Source organism: Mesorhizobium sp. B2-4-6 (genome assembly GCF_006442775.1).
GTDB lineage: Bacteria > Pseudomonadota > Alphaproteobacteria > Rhizobiales > Rhizobiaceae > Mesorhizobium.
The window spans coordinates 682,201-704,219 of sequence record NZ_VFVI01000001.1; the positions used below are offsets into that span (position 1 = coordinate 682,201).

At 65.0% G+C, this 22,019-nt stretch carries 20 protein-coding genes; 5 read left to right on the top strand and 15 right to left on the bottom strand.

What is annotated here, in order from left to right; all coding sequences use genetic code 11:
- Positions 1–24: 24 nt before the first annotated feature.
- From FJ957_RS03325 to otnK, 8 genes are all read right to left on the bottom strand, one after another.
- Positions 25–1,044 carry an ABC transporter ATP-binding protein gene (locus tag FJ957_RS03325; protein ID WP_246685760.1) on the bottom strand — a complete coding sequence of 340 codons (1,020 nt, stop codon included), beginning with the start codon at positions 1,042–1,044 and terminating at the stop codon, positions 25–27.
- Positions 1,045–1,046: 2 nt separating this feature from the next.
- A complete protein-coding gene (locus tag FJ957_RS03330; RefSeq protein WP_140828495.1) occupies positions 1,047–2,033 on the bottom strand; it encodes an ABC transporter ATP-binding protein in 987 nt (328 codons plus the stop codon).
- Complete coding sequence (locus FJ957_RS03335; RefSeq protein ID WP_246674193.1) at positions 2,030–2,761, bottom strand: ABC transporter permease; 732 nt, start codon at positions 2,759–2,761, stop codon at positions 2,030–2,032. Before FJ957_RS03335 ends, FJ957_RS03330 begins: the two co-directional genes overlap by 4 nt.
- Positions 2,762–2,862: 101 nt before the next feature.
- A complete protein-coding gene (locus tag FJ957_RS03340) occupies positions 2,863–3,876 on the bottom strand; it encodes an ABC transporter permease (protein ID WP_140828503.1) in 1,014 nt (337 codons plus the stop codon).
- 30 nt (positions 3,877–3,906) lie between these two features.
- Positions 3,907–5,412 carry an ABC transporter substrate-binding protein gene (locus tag FJ957_RS03345; RefSeq protein ID WP_246685773.1) on the bottom strand — a complete coding sequence of 502 codons (1,506 nt, stop codon included), beginning with the start codon at positions 5,410–5,412 and terminating at the stop codon, positions 3,907–3,909.
- A gap of 246 nt (positions 5,413–5,658) precedes the next feature.
- Entirely contained in the window at positions 5,659–6,369 is a 711-nt protein-coding gene (locus tag FJ957_RS03350) for a GntR family transcriptional regulator (protein WP_140828511.1), read from the bottom strand.
- Positions 6,370–6,497: 128 nt separating this feature from the next.
- Positions 6,498–7,148 (bottom strand): class II aldolase/adducin family protein, encoded by a 651-nt coding sequence (locus FJ957_RS03355; protein WP_140828513.1) that lies wholly within the window; start codon positions 7,146–7,148, stop codon positions 6,498–6,500.
- On the bottom strand, positions 7,148–8,425 hold the full coding sequence (gene otnK, locus FJ957_RS03360; RefSeq protein WP_140828516.1) for a 3-oxo-tetronate kinase: 1,278 nt from the start codon (positions 8,423–8,425) through the stop codon (positions 7,148–7,150). The genes FJ957_RS03355 and otnK overlap by 1 nt, the downstream gene beginning before the upstream one ends.
- A gap of 109 nt (positions 8,426–8,534) precedes the next feature.
- Here otnK and FJ957_RS03365 point away from each other — a divergent pair, with 109 nt between their 5' ends.
- The gene (locus FJ957_RS03365; protein WP_140828518.1) at positions 8,535–9,767 is read left to right on the top strand and encodes an aminotransferase class III-fold pyridoxal phosphate-dependent enzyme; all 1,233 of its coding nucleotides are present in this window, start codon (positions 8,535–8,537) and stop codon (positions 9,765–9,767) included.
- A gap of 6 nt (positions 9,768–9,773) precedes the next feature.
- Here the strand turns inward: FJ957_RS03365 and FJ957_RS03370 are convergent, their stop codons facing one another.
- The 3 genes from FJ957_RS03370 to FJ957_RS03380 all read right to left on the bottom strand — a co-directional run bounded on the left by FJ957_RS03370 (position 9,774) and on the right by FJ957_RS03380 (position 12,415).
- On the bottom strand, positions 9,774–10,451 hold the full coding sequence (locus FJ957_RS03370; protein ID WP_140640404.1) for a GntR family transcriptional regulator: 678 nt from the start codon (positions 10,449–10,451) through the stop codon (positions 9,774–9,776).
- 102 nt (positions 10,452–10,553) lie between these two features.
- Entirely contained in the window at positions 10,554–11,531 is a 978-nt protein-coding gene (locus FJ957_RS03375) for a transketolase C-terminal domain-containing protein (RefSeq protein WP_140828521.1), read from the bottom strand.
- Positions 11,528–12,415: a transketolase gene (locus FJ957_RS03380; RefSeq protein WP_140828524.1), complete on the bottom strand. Its 888-nt coding sequence runs from the start codon at positions 12,413–12,415 to the stop codon at positions 11,528–11,530. The genes FJ957_RS03375 and FJ957_RS03380 overlap by 4 nt, the downstream gene beginning before the upstream one ends.
- Before the next feature lie 105 nt (positions 12,416–12,520).
- On the opposite strand from FJ957_RS03380, the gene FJ957_RS03385 reads away from it, so the two are divergent.
- Both FJ957_RS03385 and FJ957_RS03390 read left to right on the top strand, forming a co-directional pair.
- On the top strand, positions 12,521–13,888 hold the full coding sequence (locus FJ957_RS03385; RefSeq protein WP_140828527.1) for an aminotransferase: 1,368 nt from the start codon (positions 12,521–12,523) through the stop codon (positions 13,886–13,888).
- Positions 13,889–13,930: 42 nt separating this feature from the next.
- A complete protein-coding gene (locus FJ957_RS03390; RefSeq protein ID WP_140828531.1) occupies positions 13,931–15,364 on the top strand; it encodes an NAD-dependent succinate-semialdehyde dehydrogenase in 1,434 nt (477 codons plus the stop codon).
- A gap of 21 nt (positions 15,365–15,385) precedes the next feature.
- Here the strand turns inward: FJ957_RS03390 and FJ957_RS03395 are convergent, their stop codons facing one another.
- Positions 15,386–16,066 carry a GntR family transcriptional regulator gene (locus FJ957_RS03395; RefSeq protein ID WP_140828535.1) on the bottom strand — a complete coding sequence of 227 codons (681 nt, stop codon included), beginning with the start codon at positions 16,064–16,066 and terminating at the stop codon, positions 15,386–15,388.
- An 81-nt stretch (positions 16,067–16,147) separates the two neighbouring features.
- Positions 16,148–16,696, bottom strand: coding sequence for a VOC family protein (locus tag FJ957_RS03400; RefSeq protein ID WP_210239793.1), 549 nt, complete (start codon positions 16,694–16,696; stop codon positions 16,148–16,150).
- A gap of 138 nt (positions 16,697–16,834) precedes the next feature.
- On the opposite strand from FJ957_RS03400, the gene FJ957_RS03405 reads away from it, so the two are divergent.
- The gene (locus FJ957_RS03405; protein ID WP_140828543.1) at positions 16,835–17,755 is read left to right on the top strand and encodes an aminotransferase class IV; all 921 of its coding nucleotides are present in this window, start codon (positions 16,835–16,837) and stop codon (positions 17,753–17,755) included.
- On the top strand, positions 17,752–18,519 hold the full coding sequence (locus FJ957_RS03410; RefSeq protein WP_140828546.1) for an SDR family NAD(P)-dependent oxidoreductase: 768 nt from the start codon (positions 17,752–17,754) through the stop codon (positions 18,517–18,519). The genes FJ957_RS03405 and FJ957_RS03410 overlap by 4 nt, the downstream gene beginning before the upstream one ends.
- Before the next feature lie 3 nt (positions 18,520–18,522).
- Here the strand turns inward: FJ957_RS03410 and FJ957_RS03415 are convergent, their stop codons facing one another.
- Positions 18,523–20,709: an alpha-ketoacid dehydrogenase subunit alpha/beta gene (locus FJ957_RS03415; protein ID WP_140828550.1), complete on the bottom strand. Its 2,187-nt coding sequence runs from the start codon at positions 20,707–20,709 to the stop codon at positions 18,523–18,525.
- A gap of 186 nt (positions 20,710–20,895) precedes the next feature.
- Positions 20,896–22,017: an NAD(P)/FAD-dependent oxidoreductase gene (locus FJ957_RS03420; protein WP_140828554.1), complete on the bottom strand. Its 1,122-nt coding sequence runs from the start codon at positions 22,015–22,017 to the stop codon at positions 20,896–20,898.
- Between the last annotated feature and the right edge of the window lie 2 nt (positions 22,018–22,019).

Genomic DNA, 22,019 nt, shown 5'->3' on the forward strand with positions numbered 1-22,019 from the left:
ACGCCTCCCTCTTTCGATGTGCTTCTAGCTGGCAACGGCCAGCCCGCGCCTGGCCCGTCCCACCTCGGCGCCTGCCCGTGCCGTTTCCTCGGGCGCAAGGTGGCAGGCGACCATCTGGCCGGTGCCGGGCATGCCGCGCAGCGGCGGTACGTTTGTCCGGCAAATGTCGCGCGCCAGATGGCAGCGCGGGTGAAACCGGCAACCGGATGGCACGTCGGCAGGATTGGGCGGATCGCCGGTGAGCATGATGCGCTTCCAGCCGACCTGACGGCGCGCGGCAAGCGTCGGCGCGGCCGACAGCAGCGCCTGCGTGTAAGGATGCAGCGGCCGCTGCATGATCTCGTCGGCCGTTCCTTGCTCGATGATGGTGCCGAGATACATCACCGCGATGCGGTCGGCGACATGGCCGATGACATCGAGATCATGCGAGATGATCAGGTAGGAGATGCCGCGCTTGCGCTGGATGTGCAGCATCAGGTTCACGATCTGCGCCTGGATCGATGGGTCGAGCGCGGAAGTCGGCTCGTCGGCGACGATGATTTCCGGTTCGAGCGCCAGCGCCCTTGCAATGGCGATGCGCTGCAACTGACCGCCGGAAAACTGGCCGGGCAGCTTTTGGATATCGATGTTCTCCAATCCGACGAAGGAGAGAAGCTCGCTGATGCGTGGCTCAAGCCCGCCGCCCAGCTTGACGCCATGCGTGTCGAACGGCTCGCGCATGATTTCGGCGATGGTCATGCGCGCGTTGAGCGAGGCGAGCGGATCCTGGAACACGGCCTGCAGGCGACGGCGGATCGGCAGCATGGGCCGGCTGCCGAAACGGGTCACGTCGACGCCGTCGAAGCGGACGCGCCCATCCGTCACGTCGACCAGCTTGAGCGCCAGCCGGGCAAGAGTGGACTTGCCGCATCCGCTCTCGCCGACCAGCCCCAGCGTCTCGCCCTTCCCGACGGCCAGCGAGACACCGGCAACCGCCTGCACGGCGCGGCCGCCGCGGCGTTGCGAGAAGGTTTTCGAGACGGCATCGAGTTCGAGAAGCGCCATGGTCAGCTCCTCGCGATTTCAAGAGGCTTGGCTGCCTCGATCGGATGGTGGCAGGCAAGCTCGACGGCGCCGAATTGCCGACGCGGCGGCTCGATGCTGCGGCAATCCTCCTGCGCGCGCGGACAGCGCGGATGGAAGCGGCAGCCGGACGGGAAGGCGCCCAGCCCGGGCGCGCCGCCGACGATGGCGTTGAGCTCCTGCTTTGCCGGCGTCTGCGAGATCATGGCGCTGGTCATCAGCGCCGCCGTATAGGGATGCGAGGGCTGCAGCATGATGGAATCGGCTGGCCCGACCTCGGCGATGCGGCCGGCATAGAGCACGAGGATCCGGTCGGCCACTTCGGCGACGACGCCCATGTCGTGGGTGATCAGGATGATCGTCAGCGCCAGCTCGCGCTTCAGTTCGGCAAGCAGCTCAAGCATCTGGGCCTTGATGGTGACGTCGAGCGCCGTCGTCGGCTCGTCGGCGATCAGCAGGCTCGGGCCGGCTGCCAGCGCCATCGCGATCATGGCGCGCTGCCGCATGCCGCCGCTGATCTCATGCGGATAGGCGGAGGCGACGCGGCCTGGGTCGGGAATGCGAACGCGCTCCAGCATTTCCACGGCGCGCTTCTTTGCCTCGGCGCGGCCGGCAAGGCCGTGCGCGACGAGGGTCTCCGCAATCTGGTCGCCGACCGGCCAGACCGGATTCAGCGAGCTCAGCGGATCCTGATAGATCAGGCCGATCTCCGGGCCGCGCAGCTTGCGCAATTCGGCGTCGGGCCGCTTCAGCATTTCGCGGTCCTTGAAGCGGATCGAGCCGGAGACGAAGGCGGTGGGCGGCTGCAATCCGGCGATCGACATGCCGGTCAGCGACTTGCCCGAACCGGACTCGCCGATGATGACGAAGGTCTCGCCCTCGGCGACGTCGAAGGAAATGCCGTCGACCGCGACGAGGTTCTGGCCCTCGCGCTGGAAACCGATTGCGAAGTCGCGGACCGAGAGGATCATGCGGCCCGCTTCGACGCGAGCGCGTCGCCGATCAGCGAGAAGGCGGTGGCGGTCAGCATGATCATGGTGCCGGGAAAGACCAGATACCACCAGGCCGAGCCGAAATAGGGACGCGAGTCGCGGATCAGCAAACCCCATTCCGGCGTTGGCGAATTGGCGCCGAGACCGAGGAAGGAAAGGGCGGTGACGGCGACCAGCGCGTAGCCGATGTCGGTGGTGACGCGCACATTCACCTCCTGGACGACGAAGGGGATGATGTGGCGGCGCAGGATGGTCATCTCCGACACACCGAGCGCGCGGGCGGCCTCGACATGCGGCCGCTCGCGCAGGCGCAGCACCTCGCCGCGCACCAGTCGCGCATAACCCGGCCACCAGATGATGGCGAGCGACAGCGCCACGCTGTCGAGGCCGCGTCCGATCGAGGCGGCGACGGCGAGCGCCAGCACCAGCGCCGGGAAGCCGAAGAACAGGTCGACGATGCGCATCATCAGGTTGTCGATGCCCTGGCGCGCCATGCCGGAGATGGCGCCATAGATCACGCCGAACAGCGCGGAGGCAAAGACGATGGCGATTGCCACGCCGAGCGAATAGCGGGTGCCGTAGACGATGCGCGAGAAGATATCGCGGCCACCCTCGTCCGTGCCGAAGATGTGCGTGAGGCTCGGCGGCTTCAGCCGGTCGGCCATGGCGAGCGCGATCGGGTCGTGCGGCGCGATCAGGCCGGGCATAAGCGTGAAGGCCGCCAGGATCACCAGCACCAGCAGCGCGAGCGGCAGCAGCACGCCTTTCGGCCTCGCGATGGTCCGGCGCGCGGGCTGGTTGGAAATACTCATGAGCCGACACTCTGCACGCGCGGATCGATCACCGGATAGAGCAGATCCATCACCAGGTTGATGATCACGAAGCCGGCCGTCGAGACGATCGCCAGCGCAATCACCGGCGAATAGTCGAAGACCTGGAACGACTGGTAAGCGTAGAGGCCGATGCCGGGCCAGTCGAAGATGACCTCGACCAGGATTACCCAACTGATCATGTAGCCGAACTGCATGGTGGTCGCCGTCAGGATCGGCGACAGCGCATTGCGCAAGATGTGCTTGAACAGGATGCGGTTGGGCGACAGGCCCTTGCCGCGCGCCGTGCGCACATAGAGCCGGCTTTGTTCCTGGATGAGGGCGGCGCGCGACAGCCGCGTGCCGACCGCAAGCAGGTTGACGACGATGGTCGCGGCGGGAAGCGCCAGGTGTTTCAGGCTGGCGAGAAAGGCCGAGAGGCTGCCGGCCAGCAGGGAATCGATGAGCAGGAAGCCGCTGACCACCGGCGGCGCCGTCTCGCGGATCGGGAAGCGCGCGCCGAGCGGCAGCCAGTGCAATTTGTAGAAGAAGAAGAACTGCAGCGTCATGCCGAGCCAGAACACCGGGATGCCGGTGCCGATCATGGTGATGAGGCGGATCGCGCCGTCCACCGCGCCGCCGGGGCGGCGGGCCGCCAGCACCGCCAGCGAGAAGCTGATCGCCATATAGAGGACGAAGCTGACGATCAGGAGCTCCAGCGTCGCCGGCAGGTACTGCTTCAGGTCGGTGCTGACGCTGCGCCGGGTGCGGATCGACTCGCCCAGGTCGCCCTTGGCGAGGCCGATCATATAGGTGGCGAATTGTTCCGGCAGCGGACGGTCTAGACCGTGCTCGACGCGGATGCGCTGCACGGTCTCCTCGGAGGCGTTCTGGCCGGCCAGGAAGGCGGCCGGGTCGGCCGGGACGACACGACTGAGGAAGAAGGTTATGACCGCGACGGCGATGAGGACGACAAGACCCCAGACCAGACGCTTGAATAGGAAGGCGATCACAACCGTGCTGTCCGCATGCTCACCCCGGTGTTACTTGCTGTACATTTCCCAGAAGCGGGCGTTGATGTACTCGGCCGGGTCGATGCGGTAGCCGCCGATCCGGTCAGGTTCGGGCACCACGGTCTTCGGCCGCGCGGTCCAGATGATGTAGTGGGAGTCCACCACGATATCGGCCGCCTGCTTGAGCAGCTTGCCGCGCTCGGTCGGGTCGGCGATGGTCGGCAGTTTCGCCACGAGGTCCTGCAGCGTCTGGTCGAAGAATTTGCCAGAATTGTAGAACCCGCCCTTGAGATAATGCGCCGCGAAGAACTTGGTCGCGTCGGAGGGACTGAGATTGGCGTTGCCGAGCACGAAGCAGTTGCTCTTGTCGGATTTGATGGCGGTGATCGCCTCGACGAAGGGCTGCTCCTCGATCTCGACAGTGACGCCAAGCTGCTGGGCCGAGGATTGGAGAACGGTCGCGGCGAAGCGGAATTCCGGGAAGCCGGCGGGGACCGAGCATTTCATCTTGGCGTTGGCGAGACCCGATTTGGCAAGCGCTGCCTTGGCGCCGTCGAGATCGGTCTTGATCTCGGCCTCCTCCTTTTCCGGGCTGCCGGGGAACCAGGAGGGCACCGGGCCGCGGCCGACTTCGGCCTTGCCCTGGAAAGACTGCACCATGGCGTTGTAGTCGAAGGCCTTGACCAGCGCTTCGCGGAAATCCTTGTTGTTGGTCGGCGCCAGATCCATGTTGAGATAGATAGCCGGCCACGCCCATAGATTGTTGCCTTCGACCAGATGGAAGCCGCTGCTGGTGCCGATGCGCAGCGCCTCGTCGAGCGGCACGAAATTGGCGAGGTCGAACTCGCCGCCTTCGAGGCCGCGGGCGCGGTTGGCGCCGTCGGTGACGAAACGGTCGAGCACGCGGTCGAAGGGCTTTTCCGGGAACTTGCCCCACCATTTGTCGTTGCGCTTCAGCTCGATCTGGGTGCCGCGCGTCCAGGACACGAATTCGTAGGGGCCGGTGCCGTTGGCGTTCTCGTTGAACCAGGCCTGGCCGAGGTCGTCCTTGTGCTTGGCGATGTCCTCGTCGGACAGCATTTCGATGCGGCTGAGGTTGGACGCGAGGAAGACGGTCGGCGCCTTGGTCTCGATCTTGACGGTCTTGGGGTCGACCACGGTGACGCTGGCGATGTCGTCGACCAGGTAGGACTGCCCCTGGCCGATCTTCAGCAACCGGTCGAGCGTCGCCTTGACGTCGTTGGCGTCAAAGGCGGTGCCGTCGTGGAAGGTGACGCCGTCGCGCAGCTTGAAGGTCCAGACGTTGCCGTCCTGCTGCCATTCCGTCGCCAGCGCCGGCAGCAATTTAGACGGATCGGAGAGGTCGAAGTCGACCAGGCGATCGTAGATATTGCGGGTGACCGTGAGCTCCCAGTTCACGTTGGCCTTGGCCGGGTCGATGGTGCTCGGCTCGCCGGCATCGGCATAGACGAAAGTGGACGCGTCGTCGGCGAATGCCGAGTAGGAGACGCCGCCCATCAAAAGGCCGAGCGCCATTCCCAAAATCCCATTGCGAAGCTTCATTGTTCTCCCCTTATTTTTGACTTCTGGAAATAGAATATATCATATATGATGAAGGCCGCAAGCGCGCATGATGACGTTTCCGCGCCGCGTGGCGAGCGGTGAAATCGAGGATTGACGCAAGCGCTGAGGCACGGCGGAAAGGCTCGGTCCTCACGGCCAATCCGGAGATTTTCCTTGGATGAAGCGACGCCTGGACGTGGGTTTTCTTGAGAGTGCCGCCTAACGCCGCGACCGCCGCGAGGGCTCGTCTTCGGCGTTTTCCTTGCTCTCGATACCGGCGAGATGCTCGATGAATTTGCGGCCGCCCTCGATCAGGTCCTGTTCGAAGGCGCGGCGGAGCGCCGCCTCGTCCTTGGCGCGCAAGGCAGCGATCACGTTGACATGCTGGTGCTGGCCTTCATAGGTCGGGTGGCCATGCGGATAGAGCAGGCTGAGCAACGGGCCGGCCTGGATCCACAGTCTCTCGATCATCTCGATGAGATGCGGCATTTCCGATTTGCGATGGACGGCGAAATGGAAGTCGTAATTGTACTGAAGCGCGGCCGCGTAATCCTTGGTGCGCTCAGCCTCGATCAGCTTGTGATGGATATCTTCGAGGGTTTTCAGGAACGGCTCATGGATATGCGGCATCGCCTTGGCGGCGGCATAGGGTTCGAGCACCAGCCGGATGTCGCGCAGCTCCAGATATTCCTTGAGGCTGATCCGCCGCACGCGGATATAGTAACCCGGCTTCATCTCCAGCGCGCCGTCCTTGACGAGTTGGAAGATAGCCTCGCGCACCGGTGTCTCGCTGGTGCCGAGCTGCTGGGCCAGGTCGCGGATCTTCAGCCGGTCGCCGGGATGGAGCCGCGCCGACATCAACTCCTGGCGAAGACGCAGGTAGATCTGCGAAGACAGGCTCGTCGCCTGGATCTCAGGCAGGTTCTGCATTCGTCAGCGGACTCGCTTTTCGCATCTGGCCAATGGTTCTCAAGATCACACGCTGCCGGGTCTGTCCATATCGCGGGCCCGAGGTCATTCGAAAAATCCGATTCATAAGAAGGGTGTCTCCTTACTTGCTAGCCGGGCAACAAACCCGTCCCATAATTGCCGTATCGCTTTCCGACCCGCTCCATTTCCGCTTCGGGAAGCAGGGCTGGCTCGCCGACCTGCAACGCCATCAGATACTGACGCGCCAGCGTCTCCAGTTTCACCGTGGTCTGGAAAGCGGCTTCCAGCGTCTTTCCAATGGCGATCATGCCGTGATTGGCGAGCAGACAGGCGGTGCGATCCTTGAGCGCCTCGACCGCCGACGTCCCAAGATCGGTCGTGCCAAAGGTGGCGTAGCGGGCGCAGCGCACATCGGTGCCGCCAAAGGCCGCGACCATGTAGTGGAACGACGGCAGCGGCTTGCGCAGGCATGCCAGCGCCACGCAGGCATCGGCATGGGTATGGATCACAGCGTTGGCGGTGGGGTATGCATCGAGGATCGCGGCATGCATGTGCCATTCGCTGGACGGGATGCCTTCGCTCATGACGGCGCCGTGGGGATCGACATGGACCAGCCGCTCTGGCGTGAGATTGCTGCTGTTCGCCCCTGTCGGCGTGATCAGCATGCCGCCTGATATCCGGCGGCTCACGTTACCGCTGTTGCCGTGATTGAAGCCCTTGTCCTGCAGACGGCTGACCGTCTCGACAATGGCGTTGGGCAGATTGTTTTCGTTGATCATCAGTGCTCCGGATGCCGCATGGATTCCAGCGTCGGCAAAAACATGTCCGGTGGCCCGAGCTTTCCGGATTTGAGGCTGAGCGCGACGATCTCGCCTTCTTCCGTCGTCGCGCGCGCAATGCCGGGACCCTGGTAGGCGCCGATCCTCAAGCGATCTATTCCAAGCTGCTCGACCACCGATCCGGACGTCTCGCCGCCCGCGACGAGGAAGCGCCGGACGCCGCGCTTGCGCAGTTCCACGGAGAGCCTGCCAAGAATAGCCTCGGCGAAGGCCGCGGCGCCTTCGCGCCCATGTCTTGCCTGCGCAGCGCCGACCTGCTCCGGGCCGGCGGAGGTGGCGATCGCAATCGGGCCGTCGTTGAGATGTGTGCCCGCCCAGGCGAGCGCCTTCTCGACCGCCGCATCGACGCTTCCGACGGAAGCGATGTCGATGCGATGCACCGGCCTTGCCTGCTCGAACACAGCGAGCTGCTCCAGCGTTCGTTCCGCGCAACTGCCGGCCAGCACGACGCCCGGGCTTTCCACCGCCGGCAGCGGTCGCTTCGGCGGCGCGTGGTCCAGCCAGCCGCGCTCGCGCCAGAGCGCGGGATAGTGGCGCATGACCGGCGCATTGCCGGTCATCAGCGGCCAATCGACGGTGAGCGCCGCGACCGCGGCAAGATCTTCCGCATAGATTGCGTCCATGACGACGTGCCGGATGCCTTGGGCGGCCAGTTGGTCGACATAGGCGCGCCGGGTGGAAGGCTCGGCCCGAACGACATTGTGCGGCAACAGCCCGACGGCGAGTTTCGACTGCCGCTGCAGCACGCGAACGAGATTGGGGTCGGTCATCGGGGTCAGCGGATCGAACCGTTTGGGCGATTCCGAAACGAGCTGCGCGCCGACGAACAGATGGCCTTGGAAGACGCTGCGCGCGAGATCGCCGGAACTCGGGCAGAAGCCGGTGTGGGTGGCCCGCGTCAAGGCAAGCAGACTGTCGGCCACCGGACCGATATTGCCGTCATCGGTAGAATCGAAGGTGGCGCAATATTTGAAGAACAGCCGTCTCGCGCCGATGTCGAGCAGCCGCTGCGCGGCATCTTCCGATTTCCGCACGGCCTCGGCGGCCGGAACGACGCGGGTCTTTTGCGCGACGACCACAGCGGGCGAGTTGGCGAAATGCTGGACCAAAGCAGGCCTGGTCACGAATCCGCAGTCGACGCCGAGCGCCACCAGCATCGCGGCTGTCTCCATGCCGCCGGTGAGATCGTCGGCAACGATGCCGATGATGGGCTGCATTTTCTCCGCGTCCCCGAACTATTGTACGCGGATGATACATGATATATCGAATGCTGCAAACAAGTCTTGGCGAGTCGGGCGGCACGGCGCCAGACGGGGGCACCCTTCCATGGACCAACATTCGAAGAGCATCGACGGCGCCTTGCGTGCCCGCGCAAAGCGCGTCATCCCCGGCGGCATGTGGGGGCATCAGAATGCACCGCGCTTGCCGGCCGGCTATCCGCAATATTTCTCCCGCGCGCAAGGATGCCGTACCTGGGACGCGGACGGGCGCGAGTATATCGATTTCCTATGCGGCTGGGGGCCGATGATCCTGGGCTATGGCGACGCCGACGTCGAGGCGGCGGCCGACAGGCAGCGGGCGCTTGGCGATGCGATGAACGGGCCGAGCGAGCGGCTTGTCGAATTGGCGGAACTGATGGTCGAGACCGTTCCGCATGCCGATTGGGCGATGTTCTCCAAGAACGGAACCGACGCCACGACAGCCTGCCTGACGATCGCGCGCGCGGGCACCGGGCGCCGCAAGATCCTGGTCGCGCGCGGCGCCTATCACGGCGCCATTCCGTGGTGCTCGCCATCGGTCGCAGGCGTTACCGAGGAGGACCGGACGCATCTTGTCTATTACGACTATAACAACATCGAGAGCCTGGAGGCCGCGGCAGAGCTGTGCAGGGGCGATCTCGCCGCGATCCTGGTCTCGGCCTTCAAGCATGACCTTGGCAAGCCGCATGAATTGCCGACCGTGGCGTTCGCGCGGAAGGCACGTGCGCTCGCCGATGATGCCGATGCCGCGCTGATCGTCGACGATGTGCGCGCCGGCTTCCGCCTCGACATGGGCGGCAGCTGGGAACCGGTTGGCGTGCGGCCCGACATGGCCGCCTGGAGCAAGGCGATCGCCAACGGCCATGCGCTGGCCGCTGTCACCGGCAACGATCGGTTCCGCGAAGGAGCGACACGCATCTTCACCACCGGCTCCTTCTGGACCGCCGGCGTGTCGATGGCGGCGGCGATCGCTACGATCCGGAAGCTCGGCGCGGTCGATGCCGTGGCGCATATGCAGGCCATGGGCCAGTGTTTCCGCGACGGTCTAGACGCGCAGGCGCGGAAGCACGGTGTGCCCTTACGGCAAAGCGGGCCGGTGCAGATGCCGGTGCTTTTGTTCGAGAACGATGTGGATCGGAAGCTCGGCGACACGTTCTGCCTGGAAGCGCTCGCCCGTGGCGTCTACCTGCATCCGGCACATACGCTGTTCCTGTCGGTTGCCCACCAGCAGGCCGATATCGATCAGGCGCTGTCGGTGACGGACGAGGCTCTGGCGGCGGTCGCGCGGTTGCTGGCCTGATAAGGGTTACGGCGCGACGAAGCCTTCGTGCCCCTGCAGGAAGCGCAGAAAATCCTCGCCGCCCAGGATGAGGTCCTGCTCCATGGCGGCGCGTGCCTTTTCCGAATTCTTCTCGCGCAAGCCCTCGATGACCGTCTCGTGCTGGGCGGCGCCGACATATTTGTGCTCGCCTTCCTTGAAGAAGACGGTCAGCATCGGCCCCATCGAGACCCACAGGCTCTCGATGTGGGCGACCAGCATTTCCATGCCGGACAGCCGATAGACGGAGAAGTGGAAGTCGCGGTTGTAGCGGAATGAAAGTTCCGGATCGCTGGCCCGGTCCGCCTTCTCGAACACTTTCTGGATAGCGGTCAGCTTGTCGATATCATCCTTCGTCGCGTTCTGTGCCGCAAGTCCGGCGGCAAGGCCCTCCAGCGACAGCCTTATGGTGCGGACCTCCATGTAGCGCGCCAGCGTCAGCGCCGGCACGGTGACGAAACGCCCCGAGCGCAGCTCGAGTCCGCGTTCGCTGACCAGCCGCAGACAGGCTTCGCGGGCAGGGGTGACGCTGGTGCCGAGCTGGTCGGCGAGATCCTGCATTACCAGGCGCTGTCCCGGCCGGAACTGCCCCGCGATCAAGCCTTCGCGAAGGGCGACATAGGCGCGTGCGGAAAGGTTGCCTTGCTCGAGCGGCTGAATGTTCACGGCAAAGGTCTCCTCGGCATTGTTGTCTGGCGTCTTCTGCCGGCAGTGATTCTACAGGATATAACCAATAGACGCTTTTTCTCTGCCTGTATTGTCGGCCTGCTAAGCTAGCAGGGAGTGGGCGACGCTTTCGACACCCGCAGCATCGAGCTTGTAGTGACGGTAGAGATGGGTCGGCGGCGCGATCAGGCTGTACTCGTCCTTGATGCCGTGCCTGACGAGTCGTGCACCGCCGCCTTCCTCGGCCAGCACTTCGGCGACGGCGCCACCCAGGCCGCCGAGGATATTGTGTTCCTCGACGGTCAGGATGAAGCGCGACTTGCGCGCCGCTGCCGTCACCGCCTCGCGGTCGAGCGGCTTGATCGTGTGCATGTCGATCAGGCCGACGGAATGCCCCTTGGCGTTCAATGCTTCCATCGCTTGTTTGGCCGAGTGCACCGCCATGCCGCAGGCGATGATGGTGAGGTCGTTGCCGATGCCGTGGATCACGGCCTTGCCGAATTCGAACGGCGCGTCCCCGGCATAGACGACCGGGTCGTGGCCGCGCGAGATGCGGAAATAGATCGGCTGCGGATGGTTGACGGAAGCGCGCAGCGCCGCGGCGAATTGCGGGCCGTCCGCGGTGGAGACGACGGTGAGGTCGGCAATCGAGCGCATGATCGCGATGTCTTCCGTGGCGTGGTGCGAGGTGCCGTAGAAGCCGAGCGAGATGCCGGTGTGGTGACCGATCAGGCGAACCGGCTGCGCGCAATAGGCGACGTCCATGCGGATTTGCTCGCAGCAAAGCAGCGCGAGGAAAGACGCGAAGGTCGCCACATAGGGCATGACGCCGGTCGTCGCCATGCCGGCAGCGGCCGAAACCATGTTCTGCTCGGAAATGCCGAATTGCGTAAAGCGCTCGGGAAAGCGCCGGGCAAAGCCGACGAGTCCGTTGGAATGCTGCAGGTCGGCGGTGCCGGCGACGACCGGATGGCCGGCTTCGGCAAGCTCGATCAGCGTGTCAGCCAAAGTGGCAAGCGAAGGCGCGCGCTTGTTCAGCTCGCGGTACTGCCAGCTGTCGGGATGCAAGGCCGCGCTCATTCCGCACCTTCGAGGATCATGTCGCGGGCACGCGCTTCGTCCTCCGGCGCAAGATAGCCGAGATGCCAGCCGGGTTCGGTTTCCATGTAGTCGATGCCTTTGCCCTTGACCGTTCTGGCGATGACGCAGCAGGGTTTTTCGCGGCCGGTATCGGCTTTGACCTTGCGCAGCAGGTTGGCGAGCGCGACGACGTCGTGGCCGTCGACCTCATGCACTTCCCAGCCGAAGGCGCGCCACTTCTCATCGAGCGGTTCGACCGTAGCGACGTCGTCGACCTTGCCGTCGAGCTGGTAGCCGTTGCGATCGACGATCGCGACGAGCTTGCCCAGCCGGTGTGTGGTGGCGCTGATGGCGGCCTCCCACACCTGCCCTTCCTGCATCTCGCCATCACCGAGCAGGACGAAGACGTTGAAGTCCTTTCCGTGGAAGCGGCCGCCCAGCGCCATGCCGACGCCATTGGACAGGGCATGGCCGATCGAACCGGAGCTGAAATCGACGCCGGGCACCTTGCGCATGTCGGGGTGATCGCCGAGCGGGCTGCCGAGGCGGGTATAATCGTCGAGCCAGGAACGGTCGAAGAAGTCGAGATCGGCGAGGATTGGAAACTGGCCGACCGCCGCATGGCCCTTGCCCATCAGGAAACGATCGCGTTCCGCCCAGCTCGGCTCGCCGCGGCGCAGCCGCATCGTGTCGTAGTAGAGTGTCGAGAAGATCTCGGCGCAGGAGAAGACCGACGAGTAGTGGCCGACCTTGGCGATCGAAATCAGCCTGATCGTCTCCAGCCGCACGAAGCGCGCGCGCTCGCGCAAGCGGGAAGCCTGTTCGTCCGATATCCCGTCATTGCCGCCGTTGCTCGGCCATCGGCTCGCGCCTGTGGACGCCATGCTTTATCTCCTCCGCTTCCAGTTATCCGACCCTCGACAACTTATAAGTTATAAGATATCTGGTTGAGCCGCAAGAACAATCATCCGCTCTTGGGGAAACAGGAAATGCTGCACAATTCGGCTCGGGCAATCGACATGAGCCTGCATCTGCATTCGCAGACGGACCCGCGGCGGCACGAGCAGGATGGGCCGCTGATCATCTCGGGCGGCGACGGCGTCTATGTCCGCGATGATGCCGGAAACCGCTATATCGAAGGCATGGCAGGCCTGTGGACGGCGTCGCTCGGTTTCAACGATCAGAGATTGGCCGCCGCTGCGGCTGCCCAATTCGCCAAGCTCGCCAACTACCATACGTTCAACCATCGTTCGAACGAGCCCTGCATCGATCTGATCGAGCAACTCGCGGCGGTCTCGCCAATTCCGGACTGCAGGATATTCCTGGCCAATTCGGGCTCCGAAGCCAACGATTCCATGGTCAAGCTCGCCTGGTACTATCAGGCGGCGCGCGGCAAGCCTGAGAAGCGGCGCATCATCAGCCGCAACGGCGCCTTCCATGGCAGTACGGTGATGGGCGCTGTGCTGAGCGGCCTGCCGCATATGCACCGCTCGTTCGGCATGAACACCGACGACGTCCTCTTTGCCGGCAAGCCGCATTTCTACCGCGAAGGACGGGAAGGCGAGGGCGAGGAGGCGTTCGCCGACCGGCTGATCGCCGAACTGGAGGCGATGATCCTGGCGGCCGGTCCCGAGACGATCGCGGCGATGATCGCCGAGCCGGTGATGGGGGCGGGCGGTGTCATCGTGCCGCCGCAAGGTTACTTCCCCAAGCTGCGCAAGCTGCTCGACGAGCACGACATCCTGCTTCTGGCCGACGAAGTGGTCTGCGGCTTCGGTCGTACGGGCAATTGGTTCGGCAGCCAGACTTTCGGTTTCAAGCCCGACATGTTCTCGGTCGCCAAGGGCCTGTCCTCGGGCTACCTGCCGATCGCGGCGGTGGTCGTGTCGGACGCGACCTACCAGGCGGTCGCGGACGAAGGGCACCGGAACGGCGTTTTTGGGCACGGCTTCACCTATTCAGGCCATCCCGTCGCCTCGGCCGTTGCTGCCGAAGCGTTGCGCATCTATCACGAGATCGATGTCGTCGGCCGCGCCCGGACGCTGGGCGCGCAGATGTTGGAAGCGCTTCGCAACGCGCTTGCCGACCACCCGATGGTTGGCGAGATTCGCGGCGTCGGCCTGCTGGCCGGCATCGAACTGGTCGCCAACAAGCGCACCAAACAGGGTTTTCCGGCCGAGGCCAGGATTGGCGCGCAGGTCGAACGCGCTTGCCGGCACCGCGGCATCATCCTGCGCAACATGGGCGACGTGTTGGCGCTCTGCCCGCCTTACATCATCGAGCCGGACCAGATCGACGAACTCGTCCGCGCGCTTTTTCTCGCCATCGAAGACACAAGGGAGAGCCTCTCGCTCTGAGGCTTGGCTGCCATGACAATCACCATCAGACAGGACAAAAGCATGTATCCCGAAGTCGAGCTTTTCATCGACGGCAAGTGGGGACCGGCGGCTGGCGGCAAGACGCTCGAGGTTCGCAATCCCGCCACCGATGAAGTCATAGGCTCGGTTGCGGTGGCTGGCGCCGCCGATCTCGACCGCGCCCTGGCCTCGGCGGAGCGCGGCTTCAAGGTCTGGCGCAAGGTCTCCGCCTTCGAGCGCGGCAAGGTGATCCGTGAAGCGGCGCGGTTGATGCGCGAGCGTGCCGGCAGGATCGCCGGCCTGCTCAGCCTGGAACAGGGCAAGCCGCTGAGCGAGGCGACGATCGAGGTTCTGGCCTCGGCCGATATCCTCGACTGGTTCGCGGAGGAGGGGCGTCGCACCTATGGGCGCATCGTGCCGGCGAGAGCCAGCAACGTCCATCAACTGGTCGTACGCGAGCCGGTCGGGCCGGTCGCGGCGTTCACGCCGTGGAACTTCCCGGTGTCGCAGACGATCCGCAAGATCGGCGCCGCGCTCGCCACCGGATGCTCGATGATCGTCAAGCCACCGGAAGAAACGCCTGCCTCGCCCGCCTGCCTCGCCGACGCCTTCAAGGATGCCGGGCTTCCCGACGGCGTGCTTAATCTCGTCTATGGCAACCCGCCGGAGATTTCGAGCTACCTGATCCCGCATCCAGTGATCCGGAAGGTGTCCTTCACAGGCTCCGTCCCCGTCGGCAAGCAACTCGCGGCGCTCGCCGGCCAGCATATGAAGCGCGTAACGATGGAACTCGGCGGGCATGCGCCGGCGATCATCTTCGACGACGCCGACCTCGACAACGCGGCGGCCCTGCTGGCGGCTGCCAAGTTCCGCAATGGCGGCCAGGTGTGCGTCTCGCCGACGCGTTTCCTTGTCCAGGAGAAATCCTACGCGCCGTTCGTCGACAAGCTCGTCGGCCATGCGCGCGCTATCAAGGTCGGCGACGGGCTGACCGAGGGCACCCGCATGGGGCCATTGGTCAATGAACGCCGGCTGCAAGCCGTCGAGGCGATGATTTCCGAAGCGGTGGCCGAGGGCGCCAAGCTCGAGACCGGCGGCAAGCGCATCGGCAACAAGGGCGCTTTCTTCGAGCCGACCGTGCTCAGCGACTTGCGTCCCGGGATGCGCATCATGAACGAGGAGCCATTCGGTCCGGTGGCGCTGGCGATGCCGTTCGCGACGTTCGACGAGGCGGTGGCCGAGGCAAACCGGCTGCCCTACGGGCTCGCGGCTTACGCCTTCACCCGTTCGCTGAAGACGGCGACCGAGCTCGGCGCGGAGATCGAGACCGGCATGCTGACGACGAACCATCTCGGCCTGGCGCTGCCGGAAGTACCCTTCGGCGGCGTGAAGGACAGCGGCTACGGTTCCGAAGGCGGCTCGGAAGCGCTGGAGGCTTATCTCGTCACCAAGTTCATCAGCCAGGCGGGATTCTAGTGGCTCCCGCCAGCGCGTGGGCTAGGCGAACATCTCGTTATGTTGTTCGAGCTGCAGGCGGGTGCGACGGATGTGGCCGTAGAGGATGAGGCCGGCCTGTTCGCCGTCATGCCGTCTCAGCGCTTCGAGGATCAGTCGATGCTCGTGATGCACCGCCGCCATGCCGGCCTTGCCGACCGATGCGGCGAAAGCGCGGCGGTATTGCTGGGTGGTGTTCCAGAATTTATGGATCATCTGGGCGAGCTGAGGCATCCGCGCGCCCTCATAGCTCAGGAGATGAAACTCGCGGTCGAGCTGCAGGAACTCGTCGATGCCGTCGGCGGCCTCGATGCGCGAGACGAGGTCTTCCAGGCGCGCAAGCGTTTCGGGCGAAAGGTTGGCGCTGCTTTCGGACAGCGCCAGCGGCTCCAGACGCTCGCGGATCTTGTAGATCTCGATGCATTCGGCGCGGTCGAGCTTGGAAATCCAGGCGCCGCTGTTGGGCACGAGGATGACCAGCCCCTCGCTTTCCAACTGCCTCAGCGCCTCGCGAACCGGAATGCGGCTGATGCCGTACTCTTCGGCGAGCTCTTCCTGGCGGACGCGGCTGCCCGGCTGCAGCCGCCCCGACAGGATGGCGTCGCGCAGCGCATCGGTGACGCGGCCGCTGGCCAGGGCGGCGCCGTTGCCCTCGGTTCCGCCGCTTGTGCGTCTGCCGGCCATGATCTCAATTCCCCGCATCGTGTTTATCTCGCGGATGTTAGTGCATCGGCGAACGGGTGGGAATCGGCACGAACCAACCGCTCACAGGTGAGGGCTGGCCGGATGCCAGAGCCGGCGGTCCGTCTCGCGCTCATAGGCTTTGCCCCCGGGGAAGGAGACCAGCTCGAGCTGCATGCCCCAGGGGCTCAGGAAATAGACCCAGGTCTGACCGGCGCTAGGCCCCTCGGTGCGCACCGTCGGCTCGCCGAGCACACGCACGCCATGCGATCTGAGATAGGCGACAGCCTCGCCGATATCGTCGACATAGAAGGCGAGGTGGTGTCCGCCGACGTCAGCGTTGCGGGGCTGGGTGCCGTTCCGGCCGGGGGCGGAATATTCGAAGATCTCGAAGTTGGAGCCGTGACGGCAGCGCAGGAATTTGAGCCGCTTCATCACCGTCCGGGGGTGGACGTTGAGATGGGCTTCCATCCAGTCGCCGTCGGACTGGAAAGGCCCGAGCTCGTAGAACGGCTCGCAGCCAATCACTTCGACGAAGAAACGGACGGCTTCGTCGAGATCGGGCACGGTGAAGCCGATATGCTCGGTGCCGCGCAGTCCGGGCAGGCCTTTCACGGTATCCGCCGCTTCCATGCTCATATCGTTACGATGTCTCGCAATTCCTGCAGAAACGTATCCAATTGAGGATGGTTGGCAAGAGAAATACCGGTTGTGGCCGAATAAATCGAAGCCATTGTATCCAACACTAGCGCCGCTCTGGAGGAGGTTTGCATGAACGACAGGACAGCCTACGACCCCGCATTGGGCATAGCCTTCGTCAACGGAAGCTACGTGCCGCTCGCCGAGGCGGCGATCCCGATCACCGACCGGGGTTTCGTCCGGTCCGATTCGACCTATGACGTCACCCATGTCTGGAAGGGCCGCTTCTTCAGGCTCGACGACCATCTCGAGCGTTTCCTGGCTTCCATGCGCGGCCTGCGCATGAGCCTGCCGCTGGCCAAGGCGGAGATGGCCGATGTCCTCATCGAATGCGTGCGCCGCAGCGGACTTCGCGACGCCTATGTGCAGATGACCTGTACACGCGGCGTGCCGCCGGCAGGCACGCGCGATCCGCGGCTTTGCCAGAACCGGTTCTATGCCTTCGCGCAGCCTTTCGTCTGGATCGCCAATGACGAGCAGCGCCGCGACGGGCTGAAGATGGTGGTGAGCTCGGTGCAGCGCATCCCGCCTGAATCGCTCGATCCGCGTATCAAGAATTTCCACTGGCTCGATCTCACCATGGGCATCTTCGAGGCCTACGACAAGGACGCCGTCGTTGCCGTGCTCAATGACGGCAAGGGCAATGTCACCGAAGGCGCGGGCTTCAATGTCTTTTCGGTGAAGGGCAACGTCATCGCAACGCCGGACCGCGGCGTCTTCGAGGGCATGACGCGCCGCACGGTGATCGAGATGGCCGGCGAAGCAGGCGTGACCTGCGAGGTGCGGCCGCTGCCGATCGAGGAACTGCGCGACGCCGACGAGATCTTCATCTCCAGCTCGGCCGGCGGCATCATGCCGGTGACGGTGCTCGACGGCCGCATCTACGGCAACGGCAAACCCGGACCGATCACCAACCGCATCCACGATCTTTACTGGGCAGCACACAGGGCGGGTCCGCTCTGCACGCCAGTCAGTTACGAGACGACCGTATGAGCGCGCAAGCACAACGCGTCTTCCTGGTGACCGGCGGCACGCGCGGTATCGGCGCGGCCTGCGTCGAGCGGCTGGCGGCGGATGGTGCGCGGGTCGTCTTCACCGGGCGCGACCGGGCCGCCGCCGATGATGTGATCGCCGCGGTTCCCGGCGCCGTCTTCGCCGCCGGCGACGCGACCAGCGAGGCCCACTGCAAGCGCGCAGTCGACGTCGCGCTGGAACTCGGCAGGGGGTGTATCGCCGGCCTGGTCAACAATGCCGGCGCCGGCGGGCGCGGCGCCTTCGACCAGACGACGCTCGACGATTGGAACAGGACGATGACGGCCAACGCCACCTCGGCCTATCTGTTCACGCGTCATGCGCTCGCGGGTCTGCGGGCCGCTCGCGGCGCCGTGGTGACCATCTCGTCGGTGGCCGGCCTGGTCGGCGAGGAGGGGCTTGCGATCTACACCGCCTCCAAGGCAGCGCTGATCGGCCTGACACAAGCGCTGGCGCTCGAATACGGCTCGGAGGTGCGGTTCAACGCTGTCTGCCCGGGTCAGATCGCAACGCAGATGATGGCAAAGACGCTGGCCATTCCGGGCCGGCGCGAGAAGCTGGAAAAGCGCATTCCCGCAGCGCGCCTCGGCACACCGGAAGATGTCGCGGAGGCGGTCGGCTGGCTGCTGTCTGCCGCGGCGGGCTTCGTCAACGGTGCGGTGCTCAGCGTCGACGGTGGCGAGACCGCCGGCTTCATGACGCCGCGCGACGATCCGAAGGCCTGACTTTCAGCCAAGCGGCCGACCTTGGTCAGCCATCACCTGGCGCAAGCCGCACTCGATGTCGGCGGGGCGTGCGCAAGCGGCGCCCTCGAGCACTTTGGAAATGCTCGGCGAGGCTTCGCCGCCATGGACACGCTGGATCGGCTGGTCGAGCCAGTCGAAGCAGCGGTTCTGGATCTCGGCGGCGAGCAGGCCGCCATAAGACGTGCCGCGCGCGCCTTGCTCGACCACCAGCACGTTGCCGGTCTTGCGGATCGAGGCTTCAATGGTCTGCCAGTCCAGCCCGGCGCGATCGAGCGAGCGCAGGTCGATGACCTCAGCATCGACGCCGAGACGTTCGACCGCTTCAAGCACCGGCCGCACCATTGCGAGGTAAGTCAGGATGGTCATGGCCGTGCCTCGGCGAACGACCTTCGCCTTGCCGAGCGGGATGAAATAATCGAGGTCGTCGATCGGCGCCGGTCCGGTCGAATTGTAGAGATCGACATGCTCGATGACGAGCACCGGGTCCTTGCAGCGCAGCGCGCTGTTCATCAGGCCGACATAGTCGAAGGGCGTCGAAGGGGCGACGATGCGCCAGCCGGGCGAGGTGGCGAAGATGCCGGCCGGATCCATGGAGTGCTGCGAACCGTACCCGGTGCCCATGGCGACCTTGGTGCGCAGCACGAGCGGCACGTCGATATCGCCGCCGAACATGTGGCGCGCCTTGCCGATCTGATTGAAGACCTGGTCGGCGGCCACCCACATGAAGTCCGGATACATGAACTCGACAACCGGAATATAGCGGCCATCCATGGCGATGCCGCCGCCGAGCCCGGCAAAGGCGGCTTCGCTGATCGGCGTGCCGAGCACCCGGTCGGGGAAGGCGGCGGCAAGGCCGCGCGTCGCGCCGTTGGTGCCGCCTTTCAGCCGGTGCACATCCTCGCCCATGACGACGATGCGGTCGTCCGTTGCCATGCGGCGCTGCATGACGCTGGCGACGGCGTCGATGAATTTGGCGTCGCTGTCGATCGCGCCGCCGAAGGTTTCCAATTCCTCGGTGCGCGTCCTTGCGAATTCCTGGAGGTCGCCGCGTATGCCGTGGTCGCGGAAACCTTCGTCCGGCCAGAGCGCGGGCTTGATGCGATTCTTGCCGTCCACCTGCTCGACGAGTTCGGCGGCGACATCGGCCATCAGCGCAAGCGCGCGTTCGCGCAGAGCGGCAACACCCGAGCTGCCGATGATCTGACGCTGTTCCATTTCGCTCGCCAGCCGGTCGAGCGGGTCGCGCGCCCGCCAGGCCGCTTCCTCCGTCTTGTCGCGATAGCCGAAGGCGCTGCCCGGCAGAGGGCCGTTCTGATGGAAGTAGCGATAGACGTCAGCCTCGACGATGGTCGGCCCCCCACCGTTGCGCATCAGTTCCATGGCTTCCTTCGTCGCAAGATAGACGGCGAGGGGATCCATGCCGTCGACTTTCCAGGCCGGAATGGCGAAAGCCGATCCGCGTGCCGACAGGCGCGGCTCGGCGGTCGCTTCCTCGACATGGGTCGAGACGGCATAGCGGTTGTTCTCGATGAAGAAGCAAAGCGGCAGCTTCCAGGCGGCGGCGATGTTCATCGTCTCCAGCACCGAGCCGATATTGACCGCGCCGTCGCCGAAATAGGCAAAGGCGACGTCGCCTTTGCCCGCCCGCTTGTGCGCCCAGGCGGCACCGGCCGCCAGCGGCACGCCGCCGCCGACGATCGCGTTGGTGCCGAGATTGCCGGCCTCGGCCCAGCGCAGATGCATCGAGCCGCCGCGCCCTCGGCAAAAGCCTTGCGCCAGGCCGAGGATCTCGGCGAGCGACCTCTGGGCCAGACTGCGGATTTCCGATGAAAACTCCGCTGCGGGCAAGAGGCCGCCGGGCGCGACATAACGGATCGACTTGGCGAGAAACTGGTGATGCGCGCGATGGGATCCATTGATCTGATCGCCAGCGCGCATCAACGCGGCCGAGCCGACGGCGCCGCCTTCCTGGCCGACCGCGGAATGGGCAGGACCGTGCACCAGGCCCTGGCCCGCGAGCTCCAGCACTTTCTCCTCGAAGGCACGGATGAGATGGGCCGAAACAAGCATCGATTCCAGCACGGCCGGATCGGCGTCGTCCCAGTCGGCGCGTGTCGTGCGCAGTTCGCGCCAGGGGGCTGATGGGGCCAATGTTGCGTAGTCGGGCATCAGGACTTCCTGGCGGGCTCGTGACTGGTTGAGAAGCGTATTGGATACGATAGTGACGTTTCTCGCCTCTTGGAAGGCGAAACTGCCAAAACGGATTTGCCATTGGATACAATGAGTGAATTTGTCAGCTTACGTCGCGGTAGGCGCGCGGGTGCCGACCGGCTTTGATGCCGCGTGTCGGCGCCGTCAGTCCGCCTCATGCGCGAGAATGCGCGTCACATGTTCGGCAATCGCCAGGCTGGAGGTCAGGCCGGGGCTTTCGATGCCGAACAGATTGACCAGCCCGGCGCTTCCATGGGTCGTCGCATCCTGGATGACGAAGTCGCTGTTGGCCTCGCCCGGACCGGAGAGTTTCGGCCGAATGCCGCTATAGGCCGGCTGCAGGCTGTCGTCGGCCAGATCCGGCCAGTATTTGCGGATCGCATCGTAGAAGCGTTTGCCGCGCGCCGGATCGACGCGGTAGTCGAGCGTGTCCGTCCATTCGACGTCGGGCCCGAACCGGGCCGTACCGCCGAGATCAAGTGTAAGATGGACGCCAAGCCCGCCCGGTTCAGGCACGGGGTAGACCAGCCGCGAGAAGGGCGCCCGGCCCACCACCGAGAAGTAGTTGCCTTTGGCGTAGCGAAGCGTCGGCAAAAACCGTCGGTCGAAGCCTTCGAGCGAGCCCGCCAGCGCAACGGCGCCAAGGCCGGCCGCGTTGACGAAGCGCGACGTCGCGATCTCGAAACCCTCGCCGCTTGCCGTGTCCATCGTCTGGAGCACGATGCGGCCGGTGTCGATGCGGCCCGAAACGATGCGCGTGTTGAGCGACAGCATCGCGCCGCTTTCCTCGGCGTCGCCGAGCAAGGCGAGCATGAGCGCGTGGCTGTCGATGATGCCGGTGGAGGGCGATAACAGGGCTTTCGTGCAATGAAGCGTCGGTTCCAGGGCTTGGGCTTCAGCGGCGGAAACGAAGCGCAAATCGTCCACACCGCAGGCTGCTGCGCTGGCCCGGATCGCGGCAAGCATGGGTTCCTGGGCCTCGCCGGTAGCGACGATCAGCTTGCCGGAGCGCCGGTGCGGGATCGCACGCTCCGCGCAGTAGCGGTAGAGCAAGTCGCGACCGGCGACGCAGAGCCGGGCCTTCAGCGACCCTTGCGGATAGTAGATGCCAGCATGGATCACCTCCGAATTGCGCGAGCTCGTCTCGGTGCCGATGGCATCCGCCGCCTCGACGATGAGCGTGTCCAGGCCGCGTGCGGCCATCTCGCGCGCAATTGCAAGACCGACGACGCCGGCACCGGCGACGATGCAGTCGATCTGTTCCATTC